Source organism: Sphingomonas pollutisoli, from assembly GCF_029167165.1.
Taxonomy (GTDB): Bacteria; Pseudomonadota; Alphaproteobacteria; order Sphingomonadales; family Sphingomonadaceae; genus Sphingomonas; species Sphingomonas pollutisoli.
The window spans coordinates 19,252-42,758 of the sequence record NZ_JARFNJ010000007.1 but is presented as its reverse complement, the minus strand read 5'-3'; the positions used below and the strand labels follow the sequence as shown (position 1 = coordinate 42,758).

Below are 23,507 nucleotides of genomic sequence, written 5' to 3'. Positions count from 1 at the left end.
CCGGGGTGAACCATCCTCCGTTCGTGGCCGGGCGACCCGCAGGGTCATCCGCCCGGCACGAACGGAGGCGGTGGTTCAAACGCGGGAATACAGCCTGCCCGCGCCGCGCGGGCAGGCTGCGCGATCATCAGGCCTTGAGGCCCTTTGCCATGTTGAGGTGCGCGGTGACGATCGGCACCAGATCGCTCGCGAAGGTCTTGAGCGCAGGCACGTCGCCGCCGGTCGCATAGGTCTTGAGCGCATCGAGCGTCTGCTGGTGGCCGGCGGTCTGCGCGTCGATATACGCCTTGTCGAACTCCGCACCCGACAGCGCCTTGAGCGCGTCGAGCTTCTGCTGCTGTTCGGGCGTCAGCGTCGGGTCGGGGGTGATTGCCGGGCTGAGGCCGGCGGTGACCTTCTTCAGCTTGGCGGTCGAGTCGGTGTGGGCGTCGATCATCTTCTGCGCGAACGCCTTCACCGATGCCGATTTGGAGGTGTCGAGCGCGGCGCGCGACGTGGCGATTTCGAACGCGTCGCTCGCGGCGGCGGTGTTCGCGAAGGTCTGGCCCGCCGCCGGCGCCGTCGCCATGTCCGTGCCGTTCATCGTGTCGGCACCGTTGACGGTATCGGTCTCCGAAATGGTGGTGGTGTTGGCAGACACGGTGCTCGTGTCGGTCTTCTGGCCACAGCCCGCCAGCGCGAGCGTCGCTGCCGAAAGCAGCGTCAAGCTCTTGATCTTCATACAAGTCTCTCCTGTTGAGCGCGCCGGGCGCGCGCCTCCCCAACGGCTCGCCGCGGCAGGTGTTCCGTGCGCCGTCGGCGCCGCGATGCCAGTGCCGGCGCGGACCTTTGCTCCGCGCCTTTCGTTTCACCCCCCGGTAGCCGGCCACCGGCGATATGGAGGACCATCACACATGAGCATCTTCGGCAGCATCATGGGCAAGATCTTCGGCCACAAGACCGCCGCCCCGGCGGCGGCGAACGCCGCGCCCGCCCCCACCCCGACACCGGCGGCCGCGCCGGCACTGACCCCCGCCGCCGCCCCGCAAGCCGCGCCCGCTCAGGCGGTGGATGTCGGCGCGGTGCTGTCGGAAATGGCATCGATGAAAAACGGCGGCGGCAACTATCAGTCGTCGATCGTCGACCTGCTCAAACTGCTCGATCTCGATTCGAGCCTCGATGCGCGCAAGCAACTGGCGGGCGAACTGAACGTCCATGCCGGCGCCGATGGCAGCGCGGAGCAGAATATCGCGCTCCACAAGGCGGTGATGGCGAAGCTCGCCGAAAACGGCGGCGTCGTGCCGGACAGCCTCCGCGGCTGATTCAGGGGCGGGCGGGGCCACGGCTCCGCCCGTTCGCGCCGCTCGCGCAGCGCCGCGTCAGTGCGTGAGCGCGCTTTCGCTCCAGCCGAGCGCCTGCGCGGTCACCGCCAATTGGGTGCGGTTGCGCACGTCGAGCTTGCGCATCAGCGCGGTCATGTGCGCCTTCACGGTCGCCTCGGCGATGCCGAGATCGAACGCGATCTGCTTGTTGAGTTGCCCCGAATAGACGCCGTCGAGCACCTTGCGCTGCGTCGGCGTGAGCCGGGCGAATGGTGCCGAGCGGTCGGTCGCGGGCGCGGTGTCGGCCGCCAGTGGTTGCTGCCTCATCGTCTTCACACAGCCTCTCCCCATTTATGGCATCGCCCGGCGGGACTTTCGACCGCCGGATCGGGCCACGCACGCGGTGCTCGTGGTGAGTCTCCGCGATCCGATGCTATGCGAATTGGTTGGACAGATTCAAGCGACGATTTGCGCGACGCGCCTCCGTCTAGAGAATTTTCCATGGATGTTTGCCGATGTTGTCGTACAGATCACCATGTCCGAAGGGGTTTTGATCCTGATCGCCATCCCCTAATCTGCAACCACGGCCGCCCGCCCGGAGGCGGCGACGCGGAGAGCAATGATGAGCGAAGGGCGCCTGGCCGACCGGGCCTATGCCGGGATCGTCGAGATCATCAACGGCGATGCGCTGGCGGTCGGAGACCGCCTGCCCTCCGAGGCGCGGCTGGCGGAGATGTTCGGCATGTCGCGCACGATCGTGCGCGAGGCGCTGGTCCGGCTGGCGGCGGACGGCATCACCGAGGCGCGGCGCGGCGCCGGCTCGTTCGTCAAGAGCCGCCCGTCCGACCGGCTGATCGCCTTCATGCCGATGGATCACATGTCGGCGACCTTCGGCACCTATGAAGTGCGCTTCGTGCTCGAGGCCGAAGCCGCCCGTCTCGCCGCCACGCGCCGCTCGGCGGAGGAGATGGCCGGGATCGACGCGGCGATGCAGGCGCTGCGCACCGCGCTGCTGTCGAGCGCGCCCGCGCATGACGAGGATATGGAACTGCACCGCCGCATCGTGCTGGCGACCGCCAACCCGGCCTTCCTGATCGCGTTCGAGGCGCTGTTCGCCGATGTCGAGCGGATCATGCGCGCGGGCGTCGATATCTCGCGCTCGCGCCCGCCCGAGGTGATCGGCGCGATGTTGCGCGAGCATGAGATGCTGGTCGATGCGATCCGCGTGCAGGACGCCGACGGCGCCGCGCTGGCGATGCGCTGGCACCTGTTTGAGGGCCGCAAGCGGCTGCTGCCTTGAAGAACGATGACCTTAAGCGTTCGTGCTGAGTAACGACCTCGATACGCCTTCGGGCTACTCGGCCGTTACTCAGCACGAACGGAGCTATGTAAAGCCGCCCCCGAACTATTTCGTCGTGCTGTCCGGCGTCGCGCGCGCGCCGCCGCCGCGCACCAGCCAGCCGCCGTCGCCCAGCCAGTCGGCGAGCCGGTCGGGCCAGTGTTGCAGCGCGACGCGCTCCGAATGCATCGCGACGTTGAAGCCGTGGCCGGTGTCCGCGAACAGGTGCAGCTCTGCGGAGACATGCGCCGCGCGCAACTGCTGGTACAGCGTGATGCTCGGGTCGGCGCAGCATGCGTCGAGCGTGCCGGCGGCGAGGAAAGCGGGCGGCGCGCCGGTCGCGGCGGGCGCGGGGATGCCCAGCGGCCCCGGATAGATCAGCACCTGGAAATCGGGCCGCGCGTCGGCATGGTCGATCGCGTCCGCATCGGGGGCGAGCGGCGGCGCGGGCGCGTCCGCCACGCGCGAGACGAGTTCGCCCCCCGCCGAAAACCCCATCAGCCCGATCCGGTGCGGATCGACCCCATATTCGGCGGCATGCGCGCGGACGAAGCGCACCGCGCGCCGCGCGTCGGCCACCGCGTCGCGCTCGATCTGGAAGATTGATCCCGCCTCGCGCGCGAGCCGGTATTTGAGCACGAACACGGTGATGCCGAAGCGGTTGAGCGTGCGCGCGGGCATCACGCCTTCGTTGACCCACACCAGCATGCGGTGGCCGCCGCCGGGGATGACGATCATCGCCGCGCCGTTGGCGTGCGCGGGATCGGCGCGAAATACCGTCAGCGACGGGCGGTGGACGGCGCGGACATAGCTGTTCTCGACGATCTCGGGCGCATCGCGGCGCGGGTCGGCGCCGGGCGGACCGTTCGGCCACAGCGGCACCGCCACCGGTTCGGCGGCGGCCGCCGCCTGCCCGGCGAGGCCGAGCGCGAGCGCGATCAGGCGCCGCCGCATCATCCGCCCGCGCCGCCGGTGTAGCGCGCGGCGTCGGCGGCGCCCTCGCCTTCAAGCCAGGCGAGTGCGGCATCGCGCAGCGCGTCCGGTGGCGCGGCGGCGTCCAGCGTCGTCGCCGCCTCGTCGGGCAACGGCGGCTCGAGCGTCGCCAACTGGCTGTCGAGCAGACTGCTCGGCATATAATGCCCCGCACGCCGCGCGACCCGCTCGCGCAGATCATCGGCCCCACCGGCGAGCAAGATGAACCGGGTCGGACCGTCTATCGCGCGCACCAGCCGGTCGCGGTAGCAGCGCCGCAACGCCGAGCAGGCGGCGACCACCAGATCGTTCGCGCGCAGCTCCGCGCCGATCGCGGCGCCGAGCCGGTCGAGCCACGGCCAGCGATCCGCATCGGTGAGCGGGTGGCCGGCGCGCATCTTGGCGACCGCCGCCGCGTCGTGGAACGCGTCGCCCTCGATGAACGCGGCGCCGAGCGCCTCGGCGAGCGAAGCCCCCAGCGTCGACTTGCCGCTCCCGCTGACCCCCATGACGATGATCGCCATCGGTGCGATCCCGCTGTGACTGACTGGCCGTTCCACATGCGTTTCCCGATCCGGACGGCGCCAGGCCGGGCGGTTTCGAGTCGCTAGGTATCGCCGCGTCCGCGGCGCCGGAACTACGACCTTGGTCGCGGATGCCGCACGCCAGCAAGCGGCGTATCAAGCGATCGACCAGGCGCACAAGCGCTGGTCGGGAGGAGTCCACGTGCGGAAAACAGCGGCTCTGTTGGCGACGGCGGCGATCGGATTGGTCGCTGCTAGCGCGCGCGCCGCCGCGCCATCGAACCTCGCCACCAGCCCCATCGACGCCAAAGCTGTTAACGTTACCACCGCCAACGACGGTCGTACCGACGCGACCGCCGCGATCCAGCAGGCGATCGACGCCGCGCACGGGACCGGCGGCAACGGCATCGTCTTCCTGCCCTCGGGCCGCTACCGGCTGACGCGCAGCATCTTCGTGCCGCCGGGCGTGCGGATCTTCGGGGTCGGGCCGACCCGCCCGGTGCTGGTGCTCGCCGACGCGACGCCCGGCTTCCAGAGCGGCGTGGCGACGATGGTCGTGTTCACCGGCGGCGATCAATATGCGGTCGGCAAGGTGCCCGTGCCGGTGCCAACGGTCGTGCCGCCCCGCGACGACGTGCGCGATGCCAATTCGGCGACCTTCTATTCGGCGATGAGCAACATCGACGTCGAGATCGGCGCGGGCAATCCTGCGGCGGCGGCGGTGCGGTTCCGCGTCGCGCAGCACGGCTTCCTCAGCCACATGGACTTCCGGCTCGGCTCGGCGTTCGCGGGCGTCTATCAGGCCGGCAACGTCATGGAGGACGTGCATTTCCACGGCGGCCGCTACGGCATCGTCAGCGAGAAGACTTCGCCCGCCTGGCAATTCACGCTGATCGATTCGAGCTTCGACCATCAACGCGACGCCGCGATCCGCGAGCATGAGGCGGACCTGACGCTCGTCAATGTGGCGATCAGCGACACGCCGGTCGGGATCGACATCGACCCCGGCTATAGCGATTCGCTATGGGGCAAGCACGTGCGGTTCGAACGCGTGTCGCGCGCGGGCGTCGTCATCAGCCGCGAGAACAGCGCGTTCACGCAAATCGGCTTCGACAATGCGATAGCGAGCGACACGCCGGTGTTCGCGCGGCTCCGCGAGAGCGGCAAGACCGTCACCGGGCAAGGCCGCACCTACCGCGTGGCGGCCTTCTCGCACGGGCTGACCGTGCCGACGCTCGGCGCCACGGGCACGATCGCGACCGAGGCGCAGATCACGCCGCTCCGCACACTTCCACCGCTGCGCGCACCCGCGATCCGCGCGCTGCCGGCGGTGGCGCAGTGGAGCAACGTACGCGATCTGGGGGCCACCGGCGACGGCAAGACCGACGACACGCACGCGCTGCAACGCGCGATCGACACGCACCGCGTGCTGTATTTCCCGACCGGCTTCTACCGCGTCACCGCGACGCTCAGGCTGCGCCCCGACACGGTGCTGCTCGGGCTGCACCCGGCGCTCACCCAGATCGTGCTGCCCGACAACAATCCCGCGCACGCCGGGGTCGGCAGCGTCGTGCCGATCCTCGCGACGCCGAAGGGCGGCGACAACATCCTCTCGGGGATCGGGCTGTTCACCGGCCGCGCCAACCCCCGCGCGAGCGCGCTGCTGTGGAGATCGGGCGCCGGCTCGCTGGTCGACGACGTCAAGATCATGGGCGGCGGCGGCACACCCACCGCCGACGGCCTGCCACTCGGCGCGCTCAACGGGCACAGCGGTGATCCGGTCGCCGACAATCGCTGGGACGCGCAATATCCGAGCATCTGGGTAACGGACGGCGGCGGCGGCACTTTCGCCGACGTTTGGACGCCCAACACCTTCGCGCAGGCCGGTTTCTACGTGTCGGACACCAGCACGCCGGGGCACGTCTATGAACTGTCGGCCGAGCATCACGTCCGCAACGAGATCGTGCTCGACGGCGTGCGCAACTGGGAGTTCCTCGCGCCGCAGACCGAGCAGGAAGTCGGCGAGGGCATGGACGCGACCTCGCTCGACATCCGCAATTCGCGCGATCTGCTGTTCGCCAATTACCACAGCTACCGCGTGACGCGGACGTTCCACCCGGCGGTGTCGGCGGTCAAACTGACAAACGCGTCCGACATCCGCTTCCGCAACGTCCATATCAACGCCGAGAGCGGCTTCGCCACCTGCGACGCGAACGGCTGCGGCACCTATTTGCGTGCGAGCAAATTCCCGTTCGAGAACGCGATCCAGGACAAGACGCGCCATCTGGAGGTGCGCGAGCGCGAGTTCGCGCAGCTCGACATCCCCGCGACGCCGCCGCCCGCGCCCGCAGCCGCGCCGGTGCCCGGCATCGGGCCGGTCGCCAAATTGGAAAGTGGCTTCTTCTCGATCTCGGGCGCGGCGACCGACGCCAAGGGCGCGCTCTATTTCGTCGAGCATCGCTTCCAGCGCATCTACCGCTGGAGCGCGGCGGGCGGGCTCGAGATCGTCCGCGACGCCCCGCTCGATCCCGTCAACCTCGCGGTCGAACGGTCGGGCAAGCTCCTCGTGCTGTCCTCGCTCGGCGCGGAGGGCAGCGTCTATGCCTTCGATCCTGCCGGGCCGAAGGACGCGGTGACGGTGATCGCGCCGACCCCGGTCGCGCGGCACGACCGGGCCGATGTCCTGCTGCCGGGCAATTGGTGGAACAACGGCGAGTTCCGCGACCAATATGACGCGAAGACCGACCATTTCACCACGCTCGGCGAGATGTTCGCCCGCGACGCCGCCGCGCCCAAGCCCCGCGAATATGTCTCGCCCGATGGCAGCCTTGTGCTGCCCGCGTTCCGCGTGTTCGAACAGGGGCCGCGCGATCATATCGGCTGGCGCTTCTCCGACACGCTCGATGCATACGGCTTCGCGCGCGCGGCGATCGGCGAGCGTGCGTTCGTGACCAACGAATCCGAGGGCCGCACCTATAGCGGGCTGGTCGGCGCGGGCGGCACGCTCTCCGATCTCAAGCCTTTCGCCGAACGGGGTGGCGAAAGCGTCGCGGTGGCGCCTGACGGCCGCGTGTTCGTCGCGAACGGACAGGTGTTCGTTTACGCGCCCGACGGCCGCGAGATCGGCCGGGTCGACGTCCCCCAACGCCCGCAGCAACTGGTGTTCGGCGGCGCCGACGGCGCCACGCTTTTCATCCTGACGCACCACGCGCTCTATGCCGCCCCCGTGCGCCCGGGCTGAACGCCACGAAAAACACAAAAACAGGTGAGGATATCATGACCGAGATCGTACCCGAGGACACCCACAGCCCCTTCTCGCACCGCGCGCGTACCCTGCTGACAGCGAGCCTCGTCTCGCTGATCGCGGTGACGATCGCCAGTCCGCTGGCCGCGCAGACGGCGCCACCGCCCGAACCATCCGCTCCGCCCGCCGAGGCGGCGCAAGCGGCGACGCAGGACATCGTCGTCACCGGTTCGCGCATCACCACCGGCGGCTTCAACGCCCCCACGCCAACGCAGACGATCGGCGCCGCCGACATCGCGCGCAACGCCGAACCCAACGTGTTCACCACGATCGCGCAATTGCCCTCGCTGCAAGGGTCGAGCGGCGTGACCACCGGCACCAACAGCACGTCGAGCGGGCAGCAGGGTCTCAGCTCGTTCTCGCTGCGCGGCCTCGGCACGATCCGCACGCTGACGCTGCTCGACGGCCAGCGCGTCGTCGGCGCGAACGTCACCGGCGTGCCCGACATCAGCCTGTTCCCGCAATTGCTCATCAAGCGCGTCGACGTGGTGACGGGCGGCGCCTCGGCGTCCTACGGCTCGGACGCGGTCGGCGGTGTGGTCAACTTCATCACCGACAAGCGCTTCGAGGGGTTCAAGGCCAATCTCCAGGGCGGCATCACCACCTACGGCGACAACAAGCAGGTGCTGTTCCAGGCCGCCGCCGGCCGCGCGTTCTTCGACAACCGGCTGCATGTCGAGGTGAGCGGCGAATACGACCATGAGGACGGCGTTCCCGCCGGCGGCTTTGGCGAGCAACTCGCCAACGGGCGGAGCTGGTATCGCACCACCACCTTCCTCAATCGCAACATCAAGAACGACGGATCGCCGCAATATCTCGTGCGCGATCACGCGCAGGCGTATCAATATACCAAATACGGGCTGATTTCGGCCGGCCCGCTTCAGGGTATCGCCTTCGACGCCGCCGGCAATCCGTTCCAGTTCCAATATGGCTCGGGCGGCGTTCCCTCCAAGACGGCGGCGGGCACGGTGTCGGGCTGCTACACGCAAGGCGGCTTCTGCGAGGGCGGCGATCTGTCAGGCAACGTCGGCATCGGCACGACGCTGCAATCGCGGCTCGATCGCTACAACGGCTATGGCCGGATCGGCTTCGACATCGATCCCGACAATGAGATCTACGCGACCGTCAACATCGCGCAGGTCGATACGATGAACCAGCCCAACCCCGGTGCGACCAAATCGGGGCTGACGCTGCAATGCTCGAACCCGTTCGTGCCCGCCGTGATCCAGACCGCCTGCGCGAACGCCGGCATCACCAGCTTCCAGTTCGGCACCAGCAACGGCCAGTTGCCCAAGAACATCACCGTCTATCCGACGCGCAAGCAATATCGCTTCGTCGGCGGCGCGGCCGGCAAGGTGCAGGTGTTCGGCACGCGCTGGAACTACGACCTGTCCTATGAGCATGGCGAGAACATCACCGACATTCACGTCAAGAACATCACGCTCACCAACCGCTACAATGCCGCGATCCAGGCGATCAGCCTCGGCGGGCAGATCGTCTGCGCCGATCCGGTCGCGCGCGCGAACGGCTGCGTGCCGATCAACATCATCGGCGGCGCGGCGCCCAGCGCCGCCGCGCTCGAATATATCGAGCCGAGCAACGGCCCGTTCCAGCATACCCGCCAGACGCAGGACGCGTTCAACTTCAGCTTCAGCGGGTCACCGCTCAGCCTGTGGGCGGGCCCGGTGTCGGTCGCGGCGGGCGCCGAATATCGCAACGAATTCTACCATGTCGTCGGCGATCCCTATGGCAACGGTGTCTCGGCCGAAACGCCTTACACCAGCGCCTATCCGGCCGATCCCCTGCTCAACACCGCCGGCTCCAACTGGTACGCCGGCAATTACCACGCCGGGCGCGGCAGCTATCACGTCGCCGAAGGCTTCGTCGAAGTGAACCTGCCGTTCCTCAAGTCGGACGTGCTCGGCAGCGCGAACCTCAACGTCGCGGGCCGGGTGACCGATTACAGCACCTCGGGCACGGTCTGGGCGTGGAAGATCGGCGGCACGTGGGACACGCCGATCGACGGGGTGCGGCTGCGCGCGGTCACCTCGCGCGACGTGCGCGCGCCAAATTTGTCCGAACTGTTCGCCGCGCCGATCACCACCACCGTGCCCAATTTCACCAACTCCGATCCGAACCGCCCGGCGGGCGTTCCCTCGACGCTCACCATCCTGCAAAACGCGATCGGCAACACCGCGCTGAAGCCCGAGATCGCGCGCAACACCACCGCCGGCATCGTGCTGTCACGCCCGCAGTGGTTGCGCGGGTTCAGCGCGTCGTTCGATTACTATCGGATCAAGGTCAACGGCGTCATCTCGACGCTCAACGCGCAGCAGGAGGTGGACCTCTGCTATCTCAACAACATCACCACGCTGTGCGGCGCGTTCAACCTCAACCCCGGCGGCGGCGTCGCGCCCTATGTCAACCTGCAGGCGTTCAACCTCGCCTCGATCTTCACCGACGGCTTCGATATCGAGGCGAGCTATCAGTTCGACGCCAGCCGGTTCGGCGTGCCCGGCCAGTTCGCGCTGCGTGGGCTCGCCACCAACGTGAAGAACTTCATCACCGATCCGGGCGTGCCGGGCACCATCCCGACGCAGGGCGCCGGGGTCAACGCCGGCAACACGCCGCATTGGAAGCTGCTCGCCACCGAAAGCTGGAGCACCGACCGGTTCAGCCTGTCGGTGCAGCAGCGCTGGTTCAGCGACGGCGTCTATAGCAACGAATATATCGTGTGCAGCCCCGGCACCTGCCCGGTCTCGACCACGCAGCATCCGACCATCGACAACAACAGCATGCCCGGCGCCTTCTATCTCGATCTCGGCGGCTCGTTCAACGTGACCAAGAAGCTCAACGTCTATTTCAAGATCGACAATCTGCTCGATCATGATCCCGAACCCTCGCCGCAGACCAACACCGGCATCGACGTCAACCAGGCGCTATATGATACGCTCGGGCGCCTGTTCCGGGTTGGCGCGCGCTACAATTTCTAGGAACAAACTCCCCCAGCCCCGGCCGGTGGCCGGGCGCCCCCTCGTCCCGGCCGATTGGCCGGGACATCTTTATCAAGGATATGCCATGTCCGGCTGGCTTACCCCGTTCCGCGCCACGCTCCTCGCCACGCTCGCGCTGGCGACCGCGCCGGCCGCCGCCTCACCCTCGGCCTATCTGACCGCGCCCGACGATCCGCGCGCCGTCACCGTCGCGGGCGCGCGCGACGGGCGCGAGGACGACACGCAAGCGCTGCAAAGTGCGATCGACGCGGCGGCGGACAAGGGCGGCGGCGGGATCGTGTTCGTGCCTTCGGGGCACTACCGGATCAGCCGCACGCTCTACATCTGGCCCGGCGTGCGCGTGTTCGGCGTCGGCAAGACCCGCCCCGTCATCGTGCTCGGCGATGCCACGCCGGGCTTCCAGCAGGGCGTCGCCAACATGGTGATCTTCGCGGGCGCGCGGCCCGGCGAGGCCGGGATTCGGGGCGGCGAGCGGCTCAAGCCGGCGCGCGTGCCCTTCCCGCCGCCCGGCAGCGTGCCGTTCAATCCCGACATCGCCGATGCGAATCCCGGCACCTTCTATCCCGCCCTCTCGAACGTGGATTTCCGGATCGGCGCGGGCAATCCGGCGGCGACCGCGATCCGCTTCCACGCCGCGCAACACGCCTATCTCGCGCATATCGACTTCGAGCTCGGCTCGGGGCTGGCCGGGCTGTACCAGGTCGCCAATCAGGCCGAGGATCTGCACTTCCACGGCGGCCGCTACGGCATCCTCACCGAAAAACCGTCGCCGGCATGGCAGTTCACCTTGCTAGATTCGAGCTTCGACGGGCAGCGCGAGGCGGCGATCCGCGAACATGAGGCGAGCCTGACCCTGGTCAACGTCGCCTTCCGCGACGTGCCGACCGCGATCGACATCGACCGCGGCTATGGCGACTGGCTGTGGGGCAAGGATGTCCGCTTCGAGAACGTGTCGAACGCCGCCGTCGTCATCAGCAACGAGACCAACGTCTATACCCAGATCGGCTTCGACAACGCGCTCGCCAGCGCGACGCCGATCTTCGCGCGCTTCCGCGACAGCGGCAAGACGGTCGCGGGCGCCGGCGGCAGCTACCGCGTCAGCCGGTTCGGCTATGGCCTGATGCTGCCCGGCCTCGGCACGACCGGGCAGTACGAAACGGTGATGCAGGCCGCGCCGATCGCCCGTCTGCCCGCACCGCCGCCGCCGGCGATCCGCGCGCTGCCGGCGACCACCGGCTGGGCGAACGTCCGCGCGCTCGGCGCCAAGGGCGACGACCGCACCGACGACACCGCCGCGATCCAGCGCGCGATCGACACGCACCGCACCGTCTATTTCCCCGCCGGGCGCTATGTCGTCACCGATACGCTGCGATTGCGGCCGGACAGCGTGCTGGTCGCGCTCCACCCCAGCCTCACCCAGATCATTCTGCCCGATCGCACCCCCGCCTTCCAGGGCGTCGGCAATGCCAAGCCGCTGATCGAGAGCGCGCGGGGCGGCGACGCCATCGTCTCGGGCCTGGGGCTGTTCACCGGCGGGATCAAACCGCGCGCCACGGCTTTGCTATGGCAAGCCGGCGCGCGGTCCCTGGTCGAGGACGTCAAGTTCCAGGGCGGCCACGGCACCGATCTCGCCGACGGCAGCCGCTTCGATCCCTATAATGCCAACCACACCGGCGATCCCGATCCGGCCAAACGCTGGGACGCGCAATATCCGAGCCTGTGGGTGCGCGGCGGCGGCGGCACCTTCGCAAACCTGTGGAGCCCCAACACCTATGCGCAGGCGGGGATGCTCGTGTCCGACACCGACGTGCCGGGTCATGTCTATCAGATGTCGATCGAGCATCACGCCCGCGCCGAATTCGTGCTCGATCATGTCGCCAATTGGGAGTTCCTCGCGCCGCAGACCGAGGAGGAGGCCGGCGAAAGCCAGGACGCGGTCTCGTTCGACATCCGCCACAGCCGCGATCTGCTGATCGCCAATCTCCACGCCTACCGCGTCACCCGCTCGCTCAAGCCAGCGCCGACCGCGGTGCGGCTGACCGACTCCGCGGGCATCCGCTTCCGCAACATGCACGTCAACGCCGAGAGCGGGCTTGGCACCTGCGACGAGAATGGCTGCGCGACCTATTTGCGCGCGAGCAAATTCCCCTACGACACCGCGCTTCAGGACGTCACCCACGGGCTGGAAGTGCGCGAACGCGAGTTCGCCGCGCTCGATGTTCCCGCCGATCCGGTGGCGCCGGCGCCGAGCGGCGCGTTCGCGAATGGCAAGGTCGAACGGCTGGCGGACGGCTTCTTTTCCGCAGCGGGCGGCGCGGTCGATGCGCAGGGCAAGCTCTATTTCGTCGATCACTGGAAACAACGCATCTACGCCTGGTCGCGGGCGGACGGGCTGGCGGTGGTGCGGGATACGCCGCTCGATCCGGTCAACCTCGCGGTCGATCGCTCGGACAAGCTGCTGGTGCTTTCATCCGACGGGCGCAATGGCACCGTCTATAGCCTCGATCCCGCCGACCGTGACGGCACGATCACGGTGATCCCGCCGACCCCGGCCGCCAATCATCCGGGCGCGGTGACCGCGCTGCCGGTCAACTACTGGGTCAACGGCGAGTTCAAGGACCAACTCGACACCAAGACCTTCACCTATCCGACGCTCGCCGATATGTTCGCGCGCGATATCGGCACGGCGAAGCCGCGCGAATATGTCTCGCCCGACGGCAGCCTGGTGCTGCCCGCCTACCGGACGTTCCAGCAGGGGCCATCGAACTTCCTCGGCTGGCGCTTCTCGGACGCGCTCGACAGCTACGGCTTCACCACCGCGCGCGCGGGCGCGGACGTGTTCGTAACCAACGGATCGGAGAACAAGACCTATCGCGGCCGCCTTGCCCCCGGCGGCGCGCTGCGCGATCTCACCGCATTCGCCGATCGCGGCGGCGAAAGCGTGACGACCGACGCGCAGGGCCGCGTGTACGTCGCCAACGGGCAGGTGTTCGTGTACGATCGGGCAGGCACCGAGATCGGCCGGATCGACATCCCCGAACGGCCGTTGCAACTCCTCGTCGGCGGCGCGCAGGGCAAGACGCTGTTCGTGCTGACGCATCATGCGCTCTACGGCGTCGCACTGGAGTGATCGGGGCGCTGGATTGATCGGGCCCATGCAGCCCGTCGTCGTTTCGTGCGTTCCGTAACGGCAGCGTATCGGAAACCACGAGGAGCCTTGCATGAAATCGATCTTCGTTCTGGCCCTGGCCGCCACCGCCGCCTTCGCCACCCCCGCCGCCGCGCAGACCTCGCCCAATCTCTCGGCGACGTTCACCGGCTGTCTCGCCCGTGCCGGCGGCAACACCGTCCAACGCAACATCTGCGCGCAGCGCGAGGTCGGTTCGCAGGACGATCGCCTCAACAAGGCCTATCAACGCGTGATGCGGCAACTGGCCAGCGACCCGGCCAAGAAGCTGGCGCTGCGCGATCAGGAGCGTCGCTGGATCGCCGAGCGCGACTATAGCTGCAAGGTCAACGACAACACCGTCGACAACAGTTGCGTGGTGATGAAGACGGCGGCGCGCGCCGATGAACTGGAAAGCCAGGTCAAGTTCTGAGGCCGAACCAGCCGCGAGGGGCCGCGATGCACAAAAGGTCGATGATCCTCATCGCTCTGGGCTTGGCGCTGCTCGCGGCGGGGGCGGTGTTGCGGCTTTCCGGCGGGCCGCCCGAGGCCAGCGCCGCGCAGGCGCAGCTCTGCCGCGACAAGATGAAGGACACTGGCGCGGATATGATCGCGCGCTGCGATCAAGCCGCCTTCGCCGCCCAAACGACCGCAACCGACGCGGGGTCCGCCGCCCGCGCGATCAGCGCCGCCAATACGAGCGAGATCGCGGGAAACGCGCTAGCGATGGGGTTGATCGGGCTGGGCGTAGCGCTGCTGGTCGGCGGTGTCGTGCTGTCGCGCCAGCGGCGGTGATGCGAGGAGCCATCCGCATCGCGACGACCGACGGAGGCCCGCGCAGTCAATCCCCGGCGGCGGGTATCGGGACGATCGACCGGAATCGCGCAATAGCCGCCGTTCATTAAGCTGCTATGATGGCGCTTTCGGGAAGACAACTGAATGCGCATCGATCTCAGGGCGACATCATATCCAAGCCTATTAGAGGTGGTTGGCTTGGCGATCATACGTTGTGATGAGATGGAGCGCGCGATACCCGGCGTTTTTCGCGCCGCCTTGAACGTCAGCCTCGACTTTCAGCGGGAAATCTTCGATGCGACACGAGGGCTCGAAGTTCATCTAAAACTGACTGAGGCTGCGGTCCGGGAGGGAGCAGCAGAGTTTCTGGGAAGATGGCAAGAACTCGCATCTCGAGTGCGTTCGTCAGCCGGGATGCGAGGCAAGGTAGCCCATGCTGGCCTCTCCATCTATGGCGGCGGACTTATTGTCGAAGTGGATGAGGACGGTGTTCCAACCGGGATCGCTAGGCGAGCGGGTCCGCCCGTGGCTTCGTTGTCCAAATACACACGCGCCGGCCGCGAAGAGATCAAAGAATCAGAAATAAGGGGTCTGGCCGAGCGCGTCCTGAGCCTCGAAAACGAGATTCGGCAATTGGCGGGGGCTATAGCTGGGAGAAGGTCACAGTAATTTGATCTGCTGGCACACCACCACCTTCCACCATTCGCCAACCACCGCCTTTGAACCTGTCCTACACGCACGGCCGATGGCATACTCCGGCCCCGCTCTTTGACAGTGTCAGCACCAACCATAATCGTCGCCGCTTCGCACCGTGCGAGGGGTGTGCCCGCCCGCCGGGTACGCGCCAAAAGTGACACTCCCCAACGGCGCCTCCGATGGACAACCTTTGCGATGAACCCGGCCAGCCACCGCCAGCCGGGTTCATAAACATCAGGCCAGCGTCCGCACGTTCGGCTCGCGATCGTAGAAGCGGTGCTTGGCCGCCGTGATGAAGGCCGCGCCGAGATCGGTCACGCCCGCGTCCGGTTCGACCCCGGCCTTGTCGAGCAACGGCTTGGCCGCCGCGCTCGCGCCGATCGCCTTGAGGTGCCCGAACGCGTCCATCGCGAACTGGACCGCCGCCGCTTCTTTCACCAGCGCCGCGCAGCCTGCGTCCGACAGCACGATCGCGACCGCGTCGAAGATCTGGCTCGGCGAGCCGGCGAGCTGGCCATCGGCCTTGCGCACCGTCCCGTCGGACAGCTTGGCGCCGCCGACCTTCGGAGCGACGACAACCGCGCGCGCCTTCTCCGCCTCGACCGCCTTGATAACCGCGTCGAGCTCCGCGGCATCGGTGCCGTCGGCGATGAGGATGCCGACCGCGCGGCCTTCGAGCGTCGGCTTCATGTTCTTGTGGATCGACAGCGCATCGGAAGGGGCCATATCGACCGGCGCCTTCGCCGCCTTCGACTTCTCCGGCAGCTCGATGCCAAGACCATCGGCGACCCGCTTGGCGAGATTCTCATCGACGTTGCGCAGGTTCGCCACCATGCGCGGCGGCACCTGCTCCAAAACTCCGACCTTGGACAGTTCGAACACAAACGACGAGGCGATATGCGCCTGCTCGTGTTCGTCCTGCGAACGGTAGAACAGCCGCGCCTGGCTATAGTGATCGGCGAACGTCTCGGCGCGGATGCGCAGCTTGTCACCTTGCTCACCCGGCCCGGTCGCAGCATTGGCGGTGGCGAAGCCGGCGGGCGTCTCGCGCGGGCCGCCGTCCTCGCCATGCGCGGCGAGGCTGTTCGGCTCGTAATTGGCGCGGCCCTTGGGCACGTGCGTCTGCATCAGCCCGTCGCGCTGGAAATTGTGCATCGGGCAGCGGGGTGCGTTGATCGGGATCTGGTGGAAGTTGGTGGTGCCCAGCCGCGACTTCTGCGTGTCCATATAGCTGAACAGCCGCCCCTGGAGCAGCGGATCGTTCGAGAAATCGATGCCCGGCACGATGTTGGTCGGCAGGAACGCGACCTGCTCGGTCTCGGCGAAGAAATTGTCCGGGTTGCGGTTGAGCGTCAGCGTGCCGATGATGCGGACGGGAATATCGTCCTCGGGGATCAGCTTGGTCGCGTCGAGCACGTCATACGGCTGCGCCTCGGCGAACGCCTGGTCGAACACCTGGATGCCGAGATCCCACTGCGGGAACGCGCCGGTGTCGATCGCTTCCCACAGATCGCGGCGGTGATAGTCGTTGTCGGCGGCCTGGAGCTTGAGCGCCTCGTCCCAGATCGTCGACTGGATGCCGAGCCGCGGCTTCCAGTGGAACTTGACGAAGCTCGCCTTGCCCTCGGCATTGACCAGCTTGAAGGTGTGGACGCCGAACCCCTCCATCATCCGCAGCGAGCGCGGCAGCGTGCGGTCGGACATCGCCCACATCAGCATGTGCGTGGTCTCGGGCATCAGCGAGGCCCAGTCCCAGAACGTGTCGTGCGCGCTGCCCGCCTGCGGATAGGCGCGGTCGGCCTCCATCTTCACGGCATGGACGAGATCGGGGAATTTGATCGCGTCCTGGATGAAGAACACCGGGATGTTGTTGCCGACCAGATCCCAATTGCCTTCGCGCGTGTAGAATTTCACCGCGAAACCGCGCACGTCGCGCGGCGTATCGACCGAACCGGCGCCGCCGGCGACGGTCGAGAAGCGCACGAACACCTCGGTCTTCTCGCCCTTGGTGAACACCGCCGCCTTGGAGAGATCGGAAATGTCGTCGGTCGCCTCGAAGACGCCATGCGCGCCCGATCCGCGCGCGTGGACGATCCGCTCGGGGATGCGTTCATGGTCGAAGTGAAAGATCTTCTCGCGCAGCACGAAATCCTCGAGCAGCGTCGGCCCGCGCTCGCCCGAGCGCAGGCTGTTCTGATTGTCGCTGACGGGAACGCCGTGGTTGGTGGTGAGCACCGGCGCATCGCCCGATGCCTGTTGGTGGGTCTCGCCGCCGTTACCGGTCGATGTCGTCACGTCGCTCATTTCGCTGTCACTCCAAGAGGAATTTCGCTCACGTGGATCAGTAACACGCAGCACGCGATCCCGCTCCGCTGGCGCGTGATGATCGACAAATATCATCAGTATCGTGGTGGCCCGGCGCTTATGGTAGGCGGACCGCCATGGTCATGAGAGAGATTGAAAGCGCGCGTTCGGCCGGGCCGACGTTCGGCGATCCGCCACTCGATTTCGTCGTCGTCGATGTCGAGACCGCCTGTGCCCGCGTCAGCAGCATCTGCCAGATCGGCATCGTCGGGTTCAGCGGCGGCGAGGAGGTGCTGAACTACGAAAGCATGGTCGATCCGCGCGACGACTTCTCGCCGTTCAACACCCGCATCCACGGCATCAGCGCCGATCACGTCGCTGGCAAGCCGTGCTTCGGGCACATTCATTCGACGGTCGCGGCGCATCTCTCGGGGCGGATCACGGTCGCGCATTCCAATTTCGACAAGGGCGCGCTCGCCGCCGCGTGCCGCGTCCATGATCGCAGCCCGATCAAGGCGACGTGGCTCGACAGCGTGCGCGTCGCCAAGCGGGCGTGGCCCGATCTGCCCAGCCATCGCCTCAACGTCCTGACCAAATATCTCGGCATCCGGCACAAACACCATGACGCGCTGAGCGACGCGCGCGCGGCCGGGCTGGTGGTGGTGCGCGCGATCGAACATACCGGCATCGATCTCGCCGGCTGGCTGGCGCCTTACGGCACGCGCGGCGGGGCGGCGCCGAAAGCGGCGAAAGACGGCCCGCTCCACGGCGAACGCGTCGCCATCCTCGGCGCCCCGCGCGACGGGCCGCTCGGCCGCCAACTCGCGGAGGCCGGCGCGCGGGTATTGTCTTCGGTCGGGCTTACCACGACCATGCTCGTGGTGAGCGACGAGCAGCCCTATGGCCGGTTTTATCACGCCGCCCCCGCCTATCGACGTGCGGAGGAATTGCGCCGCGCGGGGTCGTCGCTGGCGATCCTGAGCGAGGCGGAGATCGGACGCCGCCTCGCGGCGCCCTGACACGCCACCCGGCGCGACACGCTGGTGCGCGGCGTGGAACGAAATAGCCCCCTTTCCCGTTGAGCCGATCGCCTAAAGATCGGAGATATATGCATTTTCTTGTCGCGGAGAGTGAACCGCCAAACGCCCGCGAGCGGCGGCGCAAGAGTGTCGGCAAGAGTTCCGGCGAGACGTTCGTCGATATGCTCGCCGAGCTCGTGCCCGGCGCGCGATGCGACCGCGTGACGCCCGCCGACGCCGATGCGTCGCCGCCCGATGCGGCTGCGATCGAACGCTATGACGCGGTGTTCCTCACCGGCTCGCCGCTCCATGTCTATGAGGACACGCCCGAGGTCGCGCGGCAGCTCGCCTTCATGCGAGAGGTGTTCGCGTCCGGCACGCCGGCGTTCGGGTCTTGCGCCGGTCTGCAAGTCGCGGCGGCGGCCGCTGGCGGGACGGTGCGCGCGATGGGGCCGCGGCGCGAGGCCGGGTTCGCGCGGCGCATCACGCCGACCGAGGCCGGGCGCACGCACCCGCTGCTCCGCGGCCGCCCGGCGGCGTTCGACGCACCGGCGATCCACACCGACGAGGTCGCGGACTTGCCGCCGGGTGCGCTGCTGCTCGCCTCGAATGGCGTAACCCGTGTTCAGGCGGCGGAAATCCGCTTCGCGCGCGGGGTGTTCTGGGGCGTGCAATACCACCCGGAACTGTCGCTGGCCGAGGTCGCCGCGGCGTTGCGGCGGCAATCCGACGACCTCATCGCGCACGATCTGGCGCGCTCGACCGACGACGTCGAGCAGATCGCCGCGCTGGTCGACGCCCTCGGCGACGCGCCATGCCGCGTGGATCTGGCGTGGCGGCTCGGTCTCGACGCGCAGGTGATCGACCTCGCATGCCGGCGGCTGGAGCTGCGCAACTTCATCACGTTCCTGGTCGAACCGACGATGGCCGAGCGTGGCCGCACCCCGGAGCATTTCGTGCAGGCGGACGCGGCCCCGCAGACCGCCAGCGCGCCCTGCCGCGCGGAGACGGACACGCCGCGCCCGGAACGGCATCGTCCCCCGTACGCTGAAACCGGGCAAACGGGAGAGTGCGTTTGATCCACGCGGGATGTGCATCGTGACCAGCGCCCGGTTGCCGAGCCGGCTGTGGATCGTCCGCCACGGCGAAAGCGCCGGCAACGTCGCGCGCGACGCGGCGCATGCCAGCGGCGCCGACCGGATCACCCTGTCGGCACGCGACGTGGACATTCCGCTCTCAGCCCGTGGCGAGGCGCAGGCGCGCGCTCTGGGCGCGCGGTTCGCGAAGGCGGATGCGGGCGACCGGCCCGATGTGCTGCTGGCCTCGCCCTATGTCCGCGCGCAGGACACCGCCCGTCTGTTCCGCGCCGCCGGGGGTGCCGAGGGCGACGAACCGATCTGCATCGACGAACGGCTGCGCGAGAAGGAGTTCGGCATTCTTGACGGGCTGACGACGCGGGGCGTGGCGTCGGTCTATCCCGATCAGGCCGAGTTCCGGCGGCTGCTCGGCAAATTCTATCACCGCCCGCCAGGCGGTGAGAGCTGGTGCGACGTGGTCGCGCGGCTGCGCTCGGTGATGGACACGATCGCGCTCCATCACGCCGGGCGGCGCGTGATGATCGTCGCGCATCAGGTCGTGGTGCTGTGCCTGCGCTACGTGATCGAGACGCTGTCCGAGGCCGAAATCCTGGCGATCGACCGCGCTGGCGACGTCCTCAATTGCTCGGTCACCGAATATCGGTTCGATCCCGATATCTGCCGCGCGGGCGGGTTGGCGCCGCTACGCTACAACATCGCCGATCATCTTGAGGAAAGTCCGGCGGCGGAGGTCACCGCCGAACCCGAACGGACGGCGGGGGTGCGCGGATGAACGGAGAGGCGATCGCGCTCGACAGCGGCTGGATCGCGGCCAATCCGCTGCCGGTGCATGGCGCCGGCACCACCAAGAACAGCCGTGGCCGCGTCGTCGTCGTGGGCGGCTCGCGGCTGGTGCCCGGTGCGCCGCGCCTGACGGCGGAAGCCGCGCTGCGGGTCGGCGCGGGCAAGGTGCGGATGGCTACCGTGGCGGCGGCGGCGCTCGGGCTCGGGCTGATGGTACCGGAAGCGGCATCGGTCGCGCTGCCCGAGGACGGCGACGGCGAGATCGGCGCAGGCGCGGCGGAATGCCTCGAACGGTCGCTCAAGGCGTGCGACGCGCTCGTGGTCGGCCCCGGCATCGGCACCGCGGACGCCGCCGCCCGGCTCCTGCGCGCGGTGCTGGAGCAGCGTTGCGAAGACACCGTCCTGGTGATCGACGCGATGGCGATCGGCTGCGCGCGCGACCTGAAAGGTGCGCTCGCGCGCTTCCGTGACCGGCTGATCTTCACCCCGCATCACGGCGAGATGGCGCTGCTGACCGGGCGCGACGAAGCCGACATCGCCGCGCACGGCGCCGGCATCGCGCGTGACGCCGCGGCGGAGCATGGCGCTGTCATCGTGCTCAAAGGAACCGATACCCATATCGCCGCGCCCGACGGCGCGCTGCTCCACCACGGCGGCGGCGGCAGCGGGCTGGCGACCGGCGGCTCGGGGGACGTGCTGGCCGGCGCGATCGCCGGATTGCTGTCGCGCGGCGCCGCCCCGCCGGTCGCCGCCGGCTGGGGCGTGTGGCTGCACGGCCAGGCCGGCCGCCGCGTGGCCACGACACGCGGACCGATCGGCTTTCTCGCCCGCGAACTCGCCGCCGAATTCCCGCGCCTGCTCCCGCAGTGACCGGCGGGGTCCGCCTCAGCCGCCCGGCACGGGCGCGCGCCCGCGCCGCCGGTCCCGTTCGGCGCGGTGGCCGACGACACGGACTTTGAGCAGGTCGTGCCGGGAGAGGATGCCAACCACCCGCCGCGTGGCGGGATCGACGATCGGAATGCGCCCCGTCCCCGATTCGACCATGAGATCGGCGACCCTCCCGATCGGGGTGGCCGGATGGGCGAGAGGTTGCGACGCATCGGAAAGCGCCTCGGCGAGCGTCGTTTCGGGGAGCGCGCCCGAGACCTGCCAGCGCAATGCGTCGGAGCGGGACGCCAGCGCGAGGAGCCGGCCGTCGCGATCGACCACGGGATAGCTGCGGTGGTCGGCGCGCGTGAAAAAATCGATCGCCGCGCCGATCGGCATGTCTCCGGCCAGCGTGACCGGATCGGCGGTCATCACCGTTTCCGCCTGGAGGAATTCGAGCGGATCGACGCTATATTCCTGCAGGATGTGCCGCCCCCGCCGCGCGATCTTCTCGGTCAGGATCGAACGCCGCATGACGAGCACGCTGACCGCATATGCGCCCGCCGCCGCGGCGATGGTACAGGGCAGCGCGTCGAAATGGCCCGTCAGTTCGACGACGAAGACCGCCCCCGTCAGCGGCGCGCGCATCGCCCCGCTCAGGATGCCCGCCATGCCGATCAAGGCCCAGAAGCCGGCCGGGCCGGGCAGCACCTGGCCGGCGAGCGCGCCGAGCGCCCCGCCCAGGATCAGCAAGGGCGCGAGCACGCCGCCCGACGTACCGGAGCCGAGCGCGACCAGCCAGACGATCGCCTTCACCACCAGCAGAGCGAGCACGACCCGCAGCGTCAGCGCGCCGTCGAGCAGCGCCTGGATATTCGCATAGCCGGCGCCGAGCACATGCGCGTCGATCAACCCGCCGAGGCCGACCACCAGCCCGCCGATCGCGGGCCACCACATCCAATGTACGGGCAAGCGATGGAAAAGGTCTTCGACCCGGTACAGCAGCGATGACAGCACCGCCGCTTCGACGCCCAGCACCATCCCCAAACCGAGCGACAGGCCCGCGGCCTGCCACATCATACCGATCGGTGCGGCGGCGAACGGGAACAACGGCCCGGCACCGAGCAGGAAGGGCCGCGCGCCGAACGACACCAGCACGGCGATCACCACCGGCACCAGGCTGCGCGGCTTCCATTCGAACAGCAGCACTTCGAGCGCGAGCAGGATGGCGGCGAGCGGCGTGCCGAAAATGCCGGTCATGCCGGCGGCGGCGCCCGCGACCAGCAGGGTCTTGCGCTCCGCCGCGCTCAGGCTGAAGCATTGCGCGAACAGCGAGCCGATCGCGCCGCCGGTCATGATGATCGGGCCTTCGGCGCCGAACGGCCCGCCGCTGCCGATCGAGATCGCCGAGGACAGCGGCTTGAGGATCGCGACCTTCAGCGACAGGCGGCTTTCGCCGTACAGGATCGCCTCGATCGCCTCGGGAATGCCGTGCCCGCGGATCTTGTCCGAGCCGAACCGCGCCATCAGCCCGACGATCAGGCTGCCCGCGACCGGAATGGCGACGACCGCGATGCCGACATGCGCGGCGGCGGGATCTGCGCTCGCCACGGACATCCGGCCGAACCAGAACAGGTTGGTGGCGAGCGCGATCAGCGTGAGCAGGAGCCACGCGCCGCCCGCCGCCGCGAGCCCGATCAGCGACGCGGCGCCGGCCAGCACGATCATGCGGCGATCGGCGCTGTGGTCCCGCAATTGGCGCGCGGGGGGAACCGGATTAGGGGAAAGCATCATGAGGACTCGCCGACGGGTAAGGCGGCAAATTATATCGCATTGCGATATAAAACAAGGACAGGACGATGCGATGCCCGGCTCGGAGACGTTGAACGATGCCGATTATCGCGCGCTGGCGGATTTTCGCTACGCGCTGCGGGTGTTTCAGGCGTTCAGCGAAAGCCGGGTCGCTGAACACGGGCTGACGCCGCAACAGCATCAGGCGCTGCTGGCGATCCGCGGCGCGGCGCCCGCAGCCGTGGTGAACGTCGGCTTCATCGCGGATCGGCTGATCCTCAAGCCGCACAGCGCCTCCGGCCTCGTCATGCGGCTGGAGGCGATGGGGCTGGTGGTGAGGACGCCCTCCCCGATCGACCGCAGGCAGACGGTGATCGCGTTGACGCCCAAGGCCCGCGCCCTGCTCGAACATCTGTCGGAGGTTCACCATGAGGAGATCGTCCGGCTGCGCCCGCTGCTCAAGACGCTGCTCGACACGTTCGTGTGACCGCCAGCACTCGCCGGCTCATCATGTCGCGACATGACGCGTTTGCCC

At 68.3% G+C, this 23,507-nt stretch carries 19 protein-coding genes; 13 read left to right on the top strand and 6 right to left on the bottom strand.

The window, feature by feature from the left end:
* Nucleotides 1-127: 127 nt before the first annotated feature.
* Entirely contained in the window at nucleotides 128-721 is a 594-nt protein-coding gene (locus PX554_RS16015) for a DUF4142 domain-containing protein (RefSeq protein WP_093224309.1), read from the bottom strand.
* 172 nt (nucleotides 722-893) lie between these two features.
* On the opposite strand from PX554_RS16015, the gene PX554_RS16010 reads away from it, so the two are divergent.
* On the top strand, nucleotides 894-1,301 hold the full coding sequence (locus tag PX554_RS16010) for a DUF3597 family protein (protein WP_275503397.1): 408 nt from the start codon (nucleotides 894-896) through the stop codon (nucleotides 1,299-1,301).
* 57 nt (nucleotides 1,302-1,358) lie between these two features.
* Here PX554_RS16010 and PX554_RS16005 read toward each other — a convergent pair whose 3' ends face one another.
* Nucleotides 1,359-1,628 carry a helix-turn-helix domain-containing protein gene (locus tag PX554_RS16005; RefSeq protein WP_256326238.1) on the bottom strand — a complete coding sequence of 90 codons (270 nt, stop codon included), beginning with the start codon at nucleotides 1,626-1,628 and terminating at the stop codon, nucleotides 1,359-1,361.
* Nucleotides 1,629-1,923: 295 nt separating this feature from the next.
* On the opposite strand from PX554_RS16005, the gene PX554_RS16000 reads away from it, so the two are divergent.
* On the top strand, nucleotides 1,924-2,601 hold the full coding sequence (locus PX554_RS16000) for a FadR/GntR family transcriptional regulator (protein ID WP_093224306.1): 678 nt from the start codon (nucleotides 1,924-1,926) through the stop codon (nucleotides 2,599-2,601).
* Nucleotides 2,602-2,706: 105 nt separating this feature from the next.
* Here the strand turns inward: PX554_RS16000 and PX554_RS15995 are convergent, their stop codons facing one another.
* Nucleotides 2,707-3,597 carry an alpha/beta hydrolase gene (locus PX554_RS15995; RefSeq protein ID WP_275503392.1) on the bottom strand — a complete coding sequence of 297 codons (891 nt, stop codon included), beginning with the start codon at nucleotides 3,595-3,597 and terminating at the stop codon, nucleotides 2,707-2,709.
* Nucleotides 3,594-4,136 (bottom strand): gluconokinase, encoded by a 543-nt coding sequence (locus tag PX554_RS15990; RefSeq protein WP_275503390.1) that lies wholly within the window; start codon nucleotides 4,134-4,136, stop codon nucleotides 3,594-3,596. The genes PX554_RS15995 and PX554_RS15990 overlap by 4 nt, the downstream gene beginning before the upstream one ends.
* 220 nt (nucleotides 4,137-4,356) lie before the next feature.
* Between PX554_RS15990 and PX554_RS15985 the strand changes: the two genes are divergently transcribed.
* From PX554_RS15985 to PX554_RS15960, 6 genes are all read left to right on the top strand, one after another.
* Entirely contained in the window at nucleotides 4,357-7,377 is a 3,021-nt protein-coding gene (locus tag PX554_RS15985; RefSeq protein WP_420833463.1) for a glycosyl hydrolase family 28-related protein, read from the top strand.
* A gap of 35 nt (nucleotides 7,378-7,412) precedes the next feature.
* Entirely contained in the window at nucleotides 7,413-10,433 is a 3,021-nt protein-coding gene (locus PX554_RS15980) for a TonB-dependent receptor plug domain-containing protein (RefSeq protein ID WP_275503384.1), read from the top strand.
* Between the two features lie 85 nt (nucleotides 10,434-10,518).
* Nucleotides 10,519-13,584 (top strand): glycosyl hydrolase family 28-related protein, encoded by a 3,066-nt coding sequence (locus tag PX554_RS15975; RefSeq protein ID WP_275503376.1) that lies wholly within the window; start codon nucleotides 10,519-10,521, stop codon nucleotides 13,582-13,584.
* 91 nt (nucleotides 13,585-13,675) lie between these two features.
* Nucleotides 13,676-14,053: a lysozyme inhibitor LprI family protein gene (locus PX554_RS15970; protein WP_093226413.1), complete on the top strand. Its 378-nt coding sequence runs from the start codon at nucleotides 13,676-13,678 to the stop codon at nucleotides 14,051-14,053.
* A 26-nt stretch (nucleotides 14,054-14,079) separates the two neighbouring features.
* Nucleotides 14,080-14,415: a hypothetical protein gene (locus tag PX554_RS15965; RefSeq protein WP_093226415.1), complete on the top strand. Its 336-nt coding sequence runs from the start codon at nucleotides 14,080-14,082 to the stop codon at nucleotides 14,413-14,415.
* 144 nt (nucleotides 14,416-14,559) lie between these two features.
* Complete coding sequence (locus tag PX554_RS15960; RefSeq protein ID WP_143023414.1) at nucleotides 14,560-15,084, top strand: hypothetical protein; 525 nt, start codon at nucleotides 14,560-14,562, stop codon at nucleotides 15,082-15,084.
* A 261-nt stretch (nucleotides 15,085-15,345) separates the two neighbouring features.
* Here PX554_RS15960 and PX554_RS15955 read toward each other — a convergent pair whose 3' ends face one another.
* A complete protein-coding gene (locus PX554_RS15955; RefSeq protein ID WP_275503368.1) occupies nucleotides 15,346-17,415 on the bottom strand; it encodes a catalase in 2,070 nt (689 codons plus the stop codon).
* A gap of 143 nt (nucleotides 17,416-17,558) precedes the next feature.
* On the opposite strand from PX554_RS15955, the gene PX554_RS15950 reads away from it, so the two are divergent.
* From PX554_RS15950 to PX554_RS15935, 4 genes are all read left to right on the top strand, one after another.
* The gene (locus PX554_RS15950) at nucleotides 17,559-18,434 is read left to right on the top strand and encodes an exonuclease domain-containing protein (RefSeq protein WP_093226451.1); all 876 of its coding nucleotides are present in this window, start codon (nucleotides 17,559-17,561) and stop codon (nucleotides 18,432-18,434) included.
* An 89-nt stretch (nucleotides 18,435-18,523) separates the two neighbouring features.
* Nucleotides 18,524-19,513, top strand: coding sequence for a type 1 glutamine amidotransferase (locus tag PX554_RS15945; RefSeq protein WP_093226418.1), 990 nt, complete (start codon nucleotides 18,524-18,526; stop codon nucleotides 19,511-19,513).
* Nucleotides 19,514-19,523: 10 nt separating this feature from the next.
* Nucleotides 19,524-20,303: a histidine phosphatase family protein gene (locus PX554_RS15940; RefSeq protein ID WP_275503362.1), complete on the top strand. Its 780-nt coding sequence runs from the start codon at nucleotides 19,524-19,526 to the stop codon at nucleotides 20,301-20,303.
* Entirely contained in the window at nucleotides 20,300-21,184 is an 885-nt protein-coding gene (locus tag PX554_RS15935; protein WP_275503360.1) for an NAD(P)H-hydrate dehydratase, read from the top strand. Before PX554_RS15940 ends, PX554_RS15935 begins: the two co-directional genes overlap by 4 nt.
* Nucleotides 21,185-21,199: 15 nt before the next feature.
* Here the strand turns inward: PX554_RS15935 and PX554_RS15930 are convergent, their stop codons facing one another.
* Complete coding sequence (locus PX554_RS15930) at nucleotides 21,200-22,975, bottom strand: chloride channel protein (RefSeq protein ID WP_275503359.1); 1,776 nt, start codon at nucleotides 22,973-22,975, stop codon at nucleotides 21,200-21,202.
* 70 nt (nucleotides 22,976-23,045) lie between these two features.
* On the opposite strand from PX554_RS15930, the gene PX554_RS15925 reads away from it, so the two are divergent.
* Nucleotides 23,046-23,459 (top strand): MarR family winged helix-turn-helix transcriptional regulator, encoded by a 414-nt coding sequence (locus PX554_RS15925; RefSeq protein WP_275503356.1) that lies wholly within the window; start codon nucleotides 23,046-23,048, stop codon nucleotides 23,457-23,459.
* The last annotated feature ends 48 nt before the right edge of the window (nucleotides 23,460-23,507 follow it).

Coding starts and splice junctions, on each gene's coding strand:
- PX554_RS16000 (WP_093224306.1), top strand. CDS start 1,924: ATGAGCGAAGGGCGCCTGGCCGACCGGGCCTATGCCGGGATCGTCGAG.
- PX554_RS15935 (WP_275503360.1), top strand. CDS start 20,300: ATGAACGGAGAGGCGATCGCGCTCGACAGCGGCTGGATCGCGGCCAAT.
- PX554_RS15925 (WP_275503356.1), top strand. CDS start 23,046: ATGCCCGGCTCGGAGACGTTGAACGATGCCGATTATCGCGCGCTGGCG.
- PX554_RS15940 (WP_275503362.1), top strand. CDS start 19,524: ATGTGCATCGTGACCAGCGCCCGGTTGCCGAGCCGGCTGTGGATCGTC.
- PX554_RS15965 (WP_093226415.1), top strand. CDS start 14,080: ATGCACAAAAGGTCGATGATCCTCATCGCTCTGGGCTTGGCGCTGCTC.
- PX554_RS15960 (WP_143023414.1), top strand. CDS start 14,560: ATGCGCATCGATCTCAGGGCGACATCATATCCAAGCCTATTAGAGGTG.
- PX554_RS16005 (WP_256326238.1), bottom strand. CDS start 1,628: ATGAGGCAGCAACCACTGGCGGCCGACACCGCGCCCGCGACCGACCGC.
- PX554_RS15955 (WP_275503368.1), bottom strand. CDS start 17,415: ATGAGCGACGTGACGACATCGACCGGTAACGGCGGCGAGACCCACCAA.
- PX554_RS15995 (WP_275503392.1), bottom strand. CDS start 3,597: ATGATGCGGCGGCGCCTGATCGCGCTCGCGCTCGGCCTCGCCGGGCAG.
- PX554_RS15975 (WP_275503376.1), top strand. CDS start 10,519: ATGTCCGGCTGGCTTACCCCGTTCCGCGCCACGCTCCTCGCCACGCTC.
- PX554_RS15980 (WP_275503384.1), top strand. CDS start 7,413: ATGACCGAGATCGTACCCGAGGACACCCACAGCCCCTTCTCGCACCGC.
- PX554_RS15990 (WP_275503390.1), bottom strand. CDS start 4,136: ATGGCGATCATCGTCATGGGGGTCAGCGGGAGCGGCAAGTCGACGCTG.
- PX554_RS16015 (WP_093224309.1), bottom strand. CDS start 721: ATGAAGATCAAGAGCTTGACGCTGCTTTCGGCAGCGACGCTCGCGCTG.
- PX554_RS15970 (WP_093226413.1), top strand. CDS start 13,676: ATGAAATCGATCTTCGTTCTGGCCCTGGCCGCCACCGCCGCCTTCGCC.
- PX554_RS15950 (WP_093226451.1), top strand. CDS start 17,559: ATGAGAGAGATTGAAAGCGCGCGTTCGGCCGGGCCGACGTTCGGCGAT.
- PX554_RS16010 (WP_275503397.1), top strand. CDS start 894: ATGAGCATCTTCGGCAGCATCATGGGCAAGATCTTCGGCCACAAGACC.
- PX554_RS15945 (WP_093226418.1), top strand. CDS start 18,524: ATGCATTTTCTTGTCGCGGAGAGTGAACCGCCAAACGCCCGCGAGCGG.
- PX554_RS15930 (WP_275503359.1), bottom strand. CDS start 22,975: ATGATGCTTTCCCCTAATCCGGTTCCCCCCGCGCGCCAATTGCGGGAC.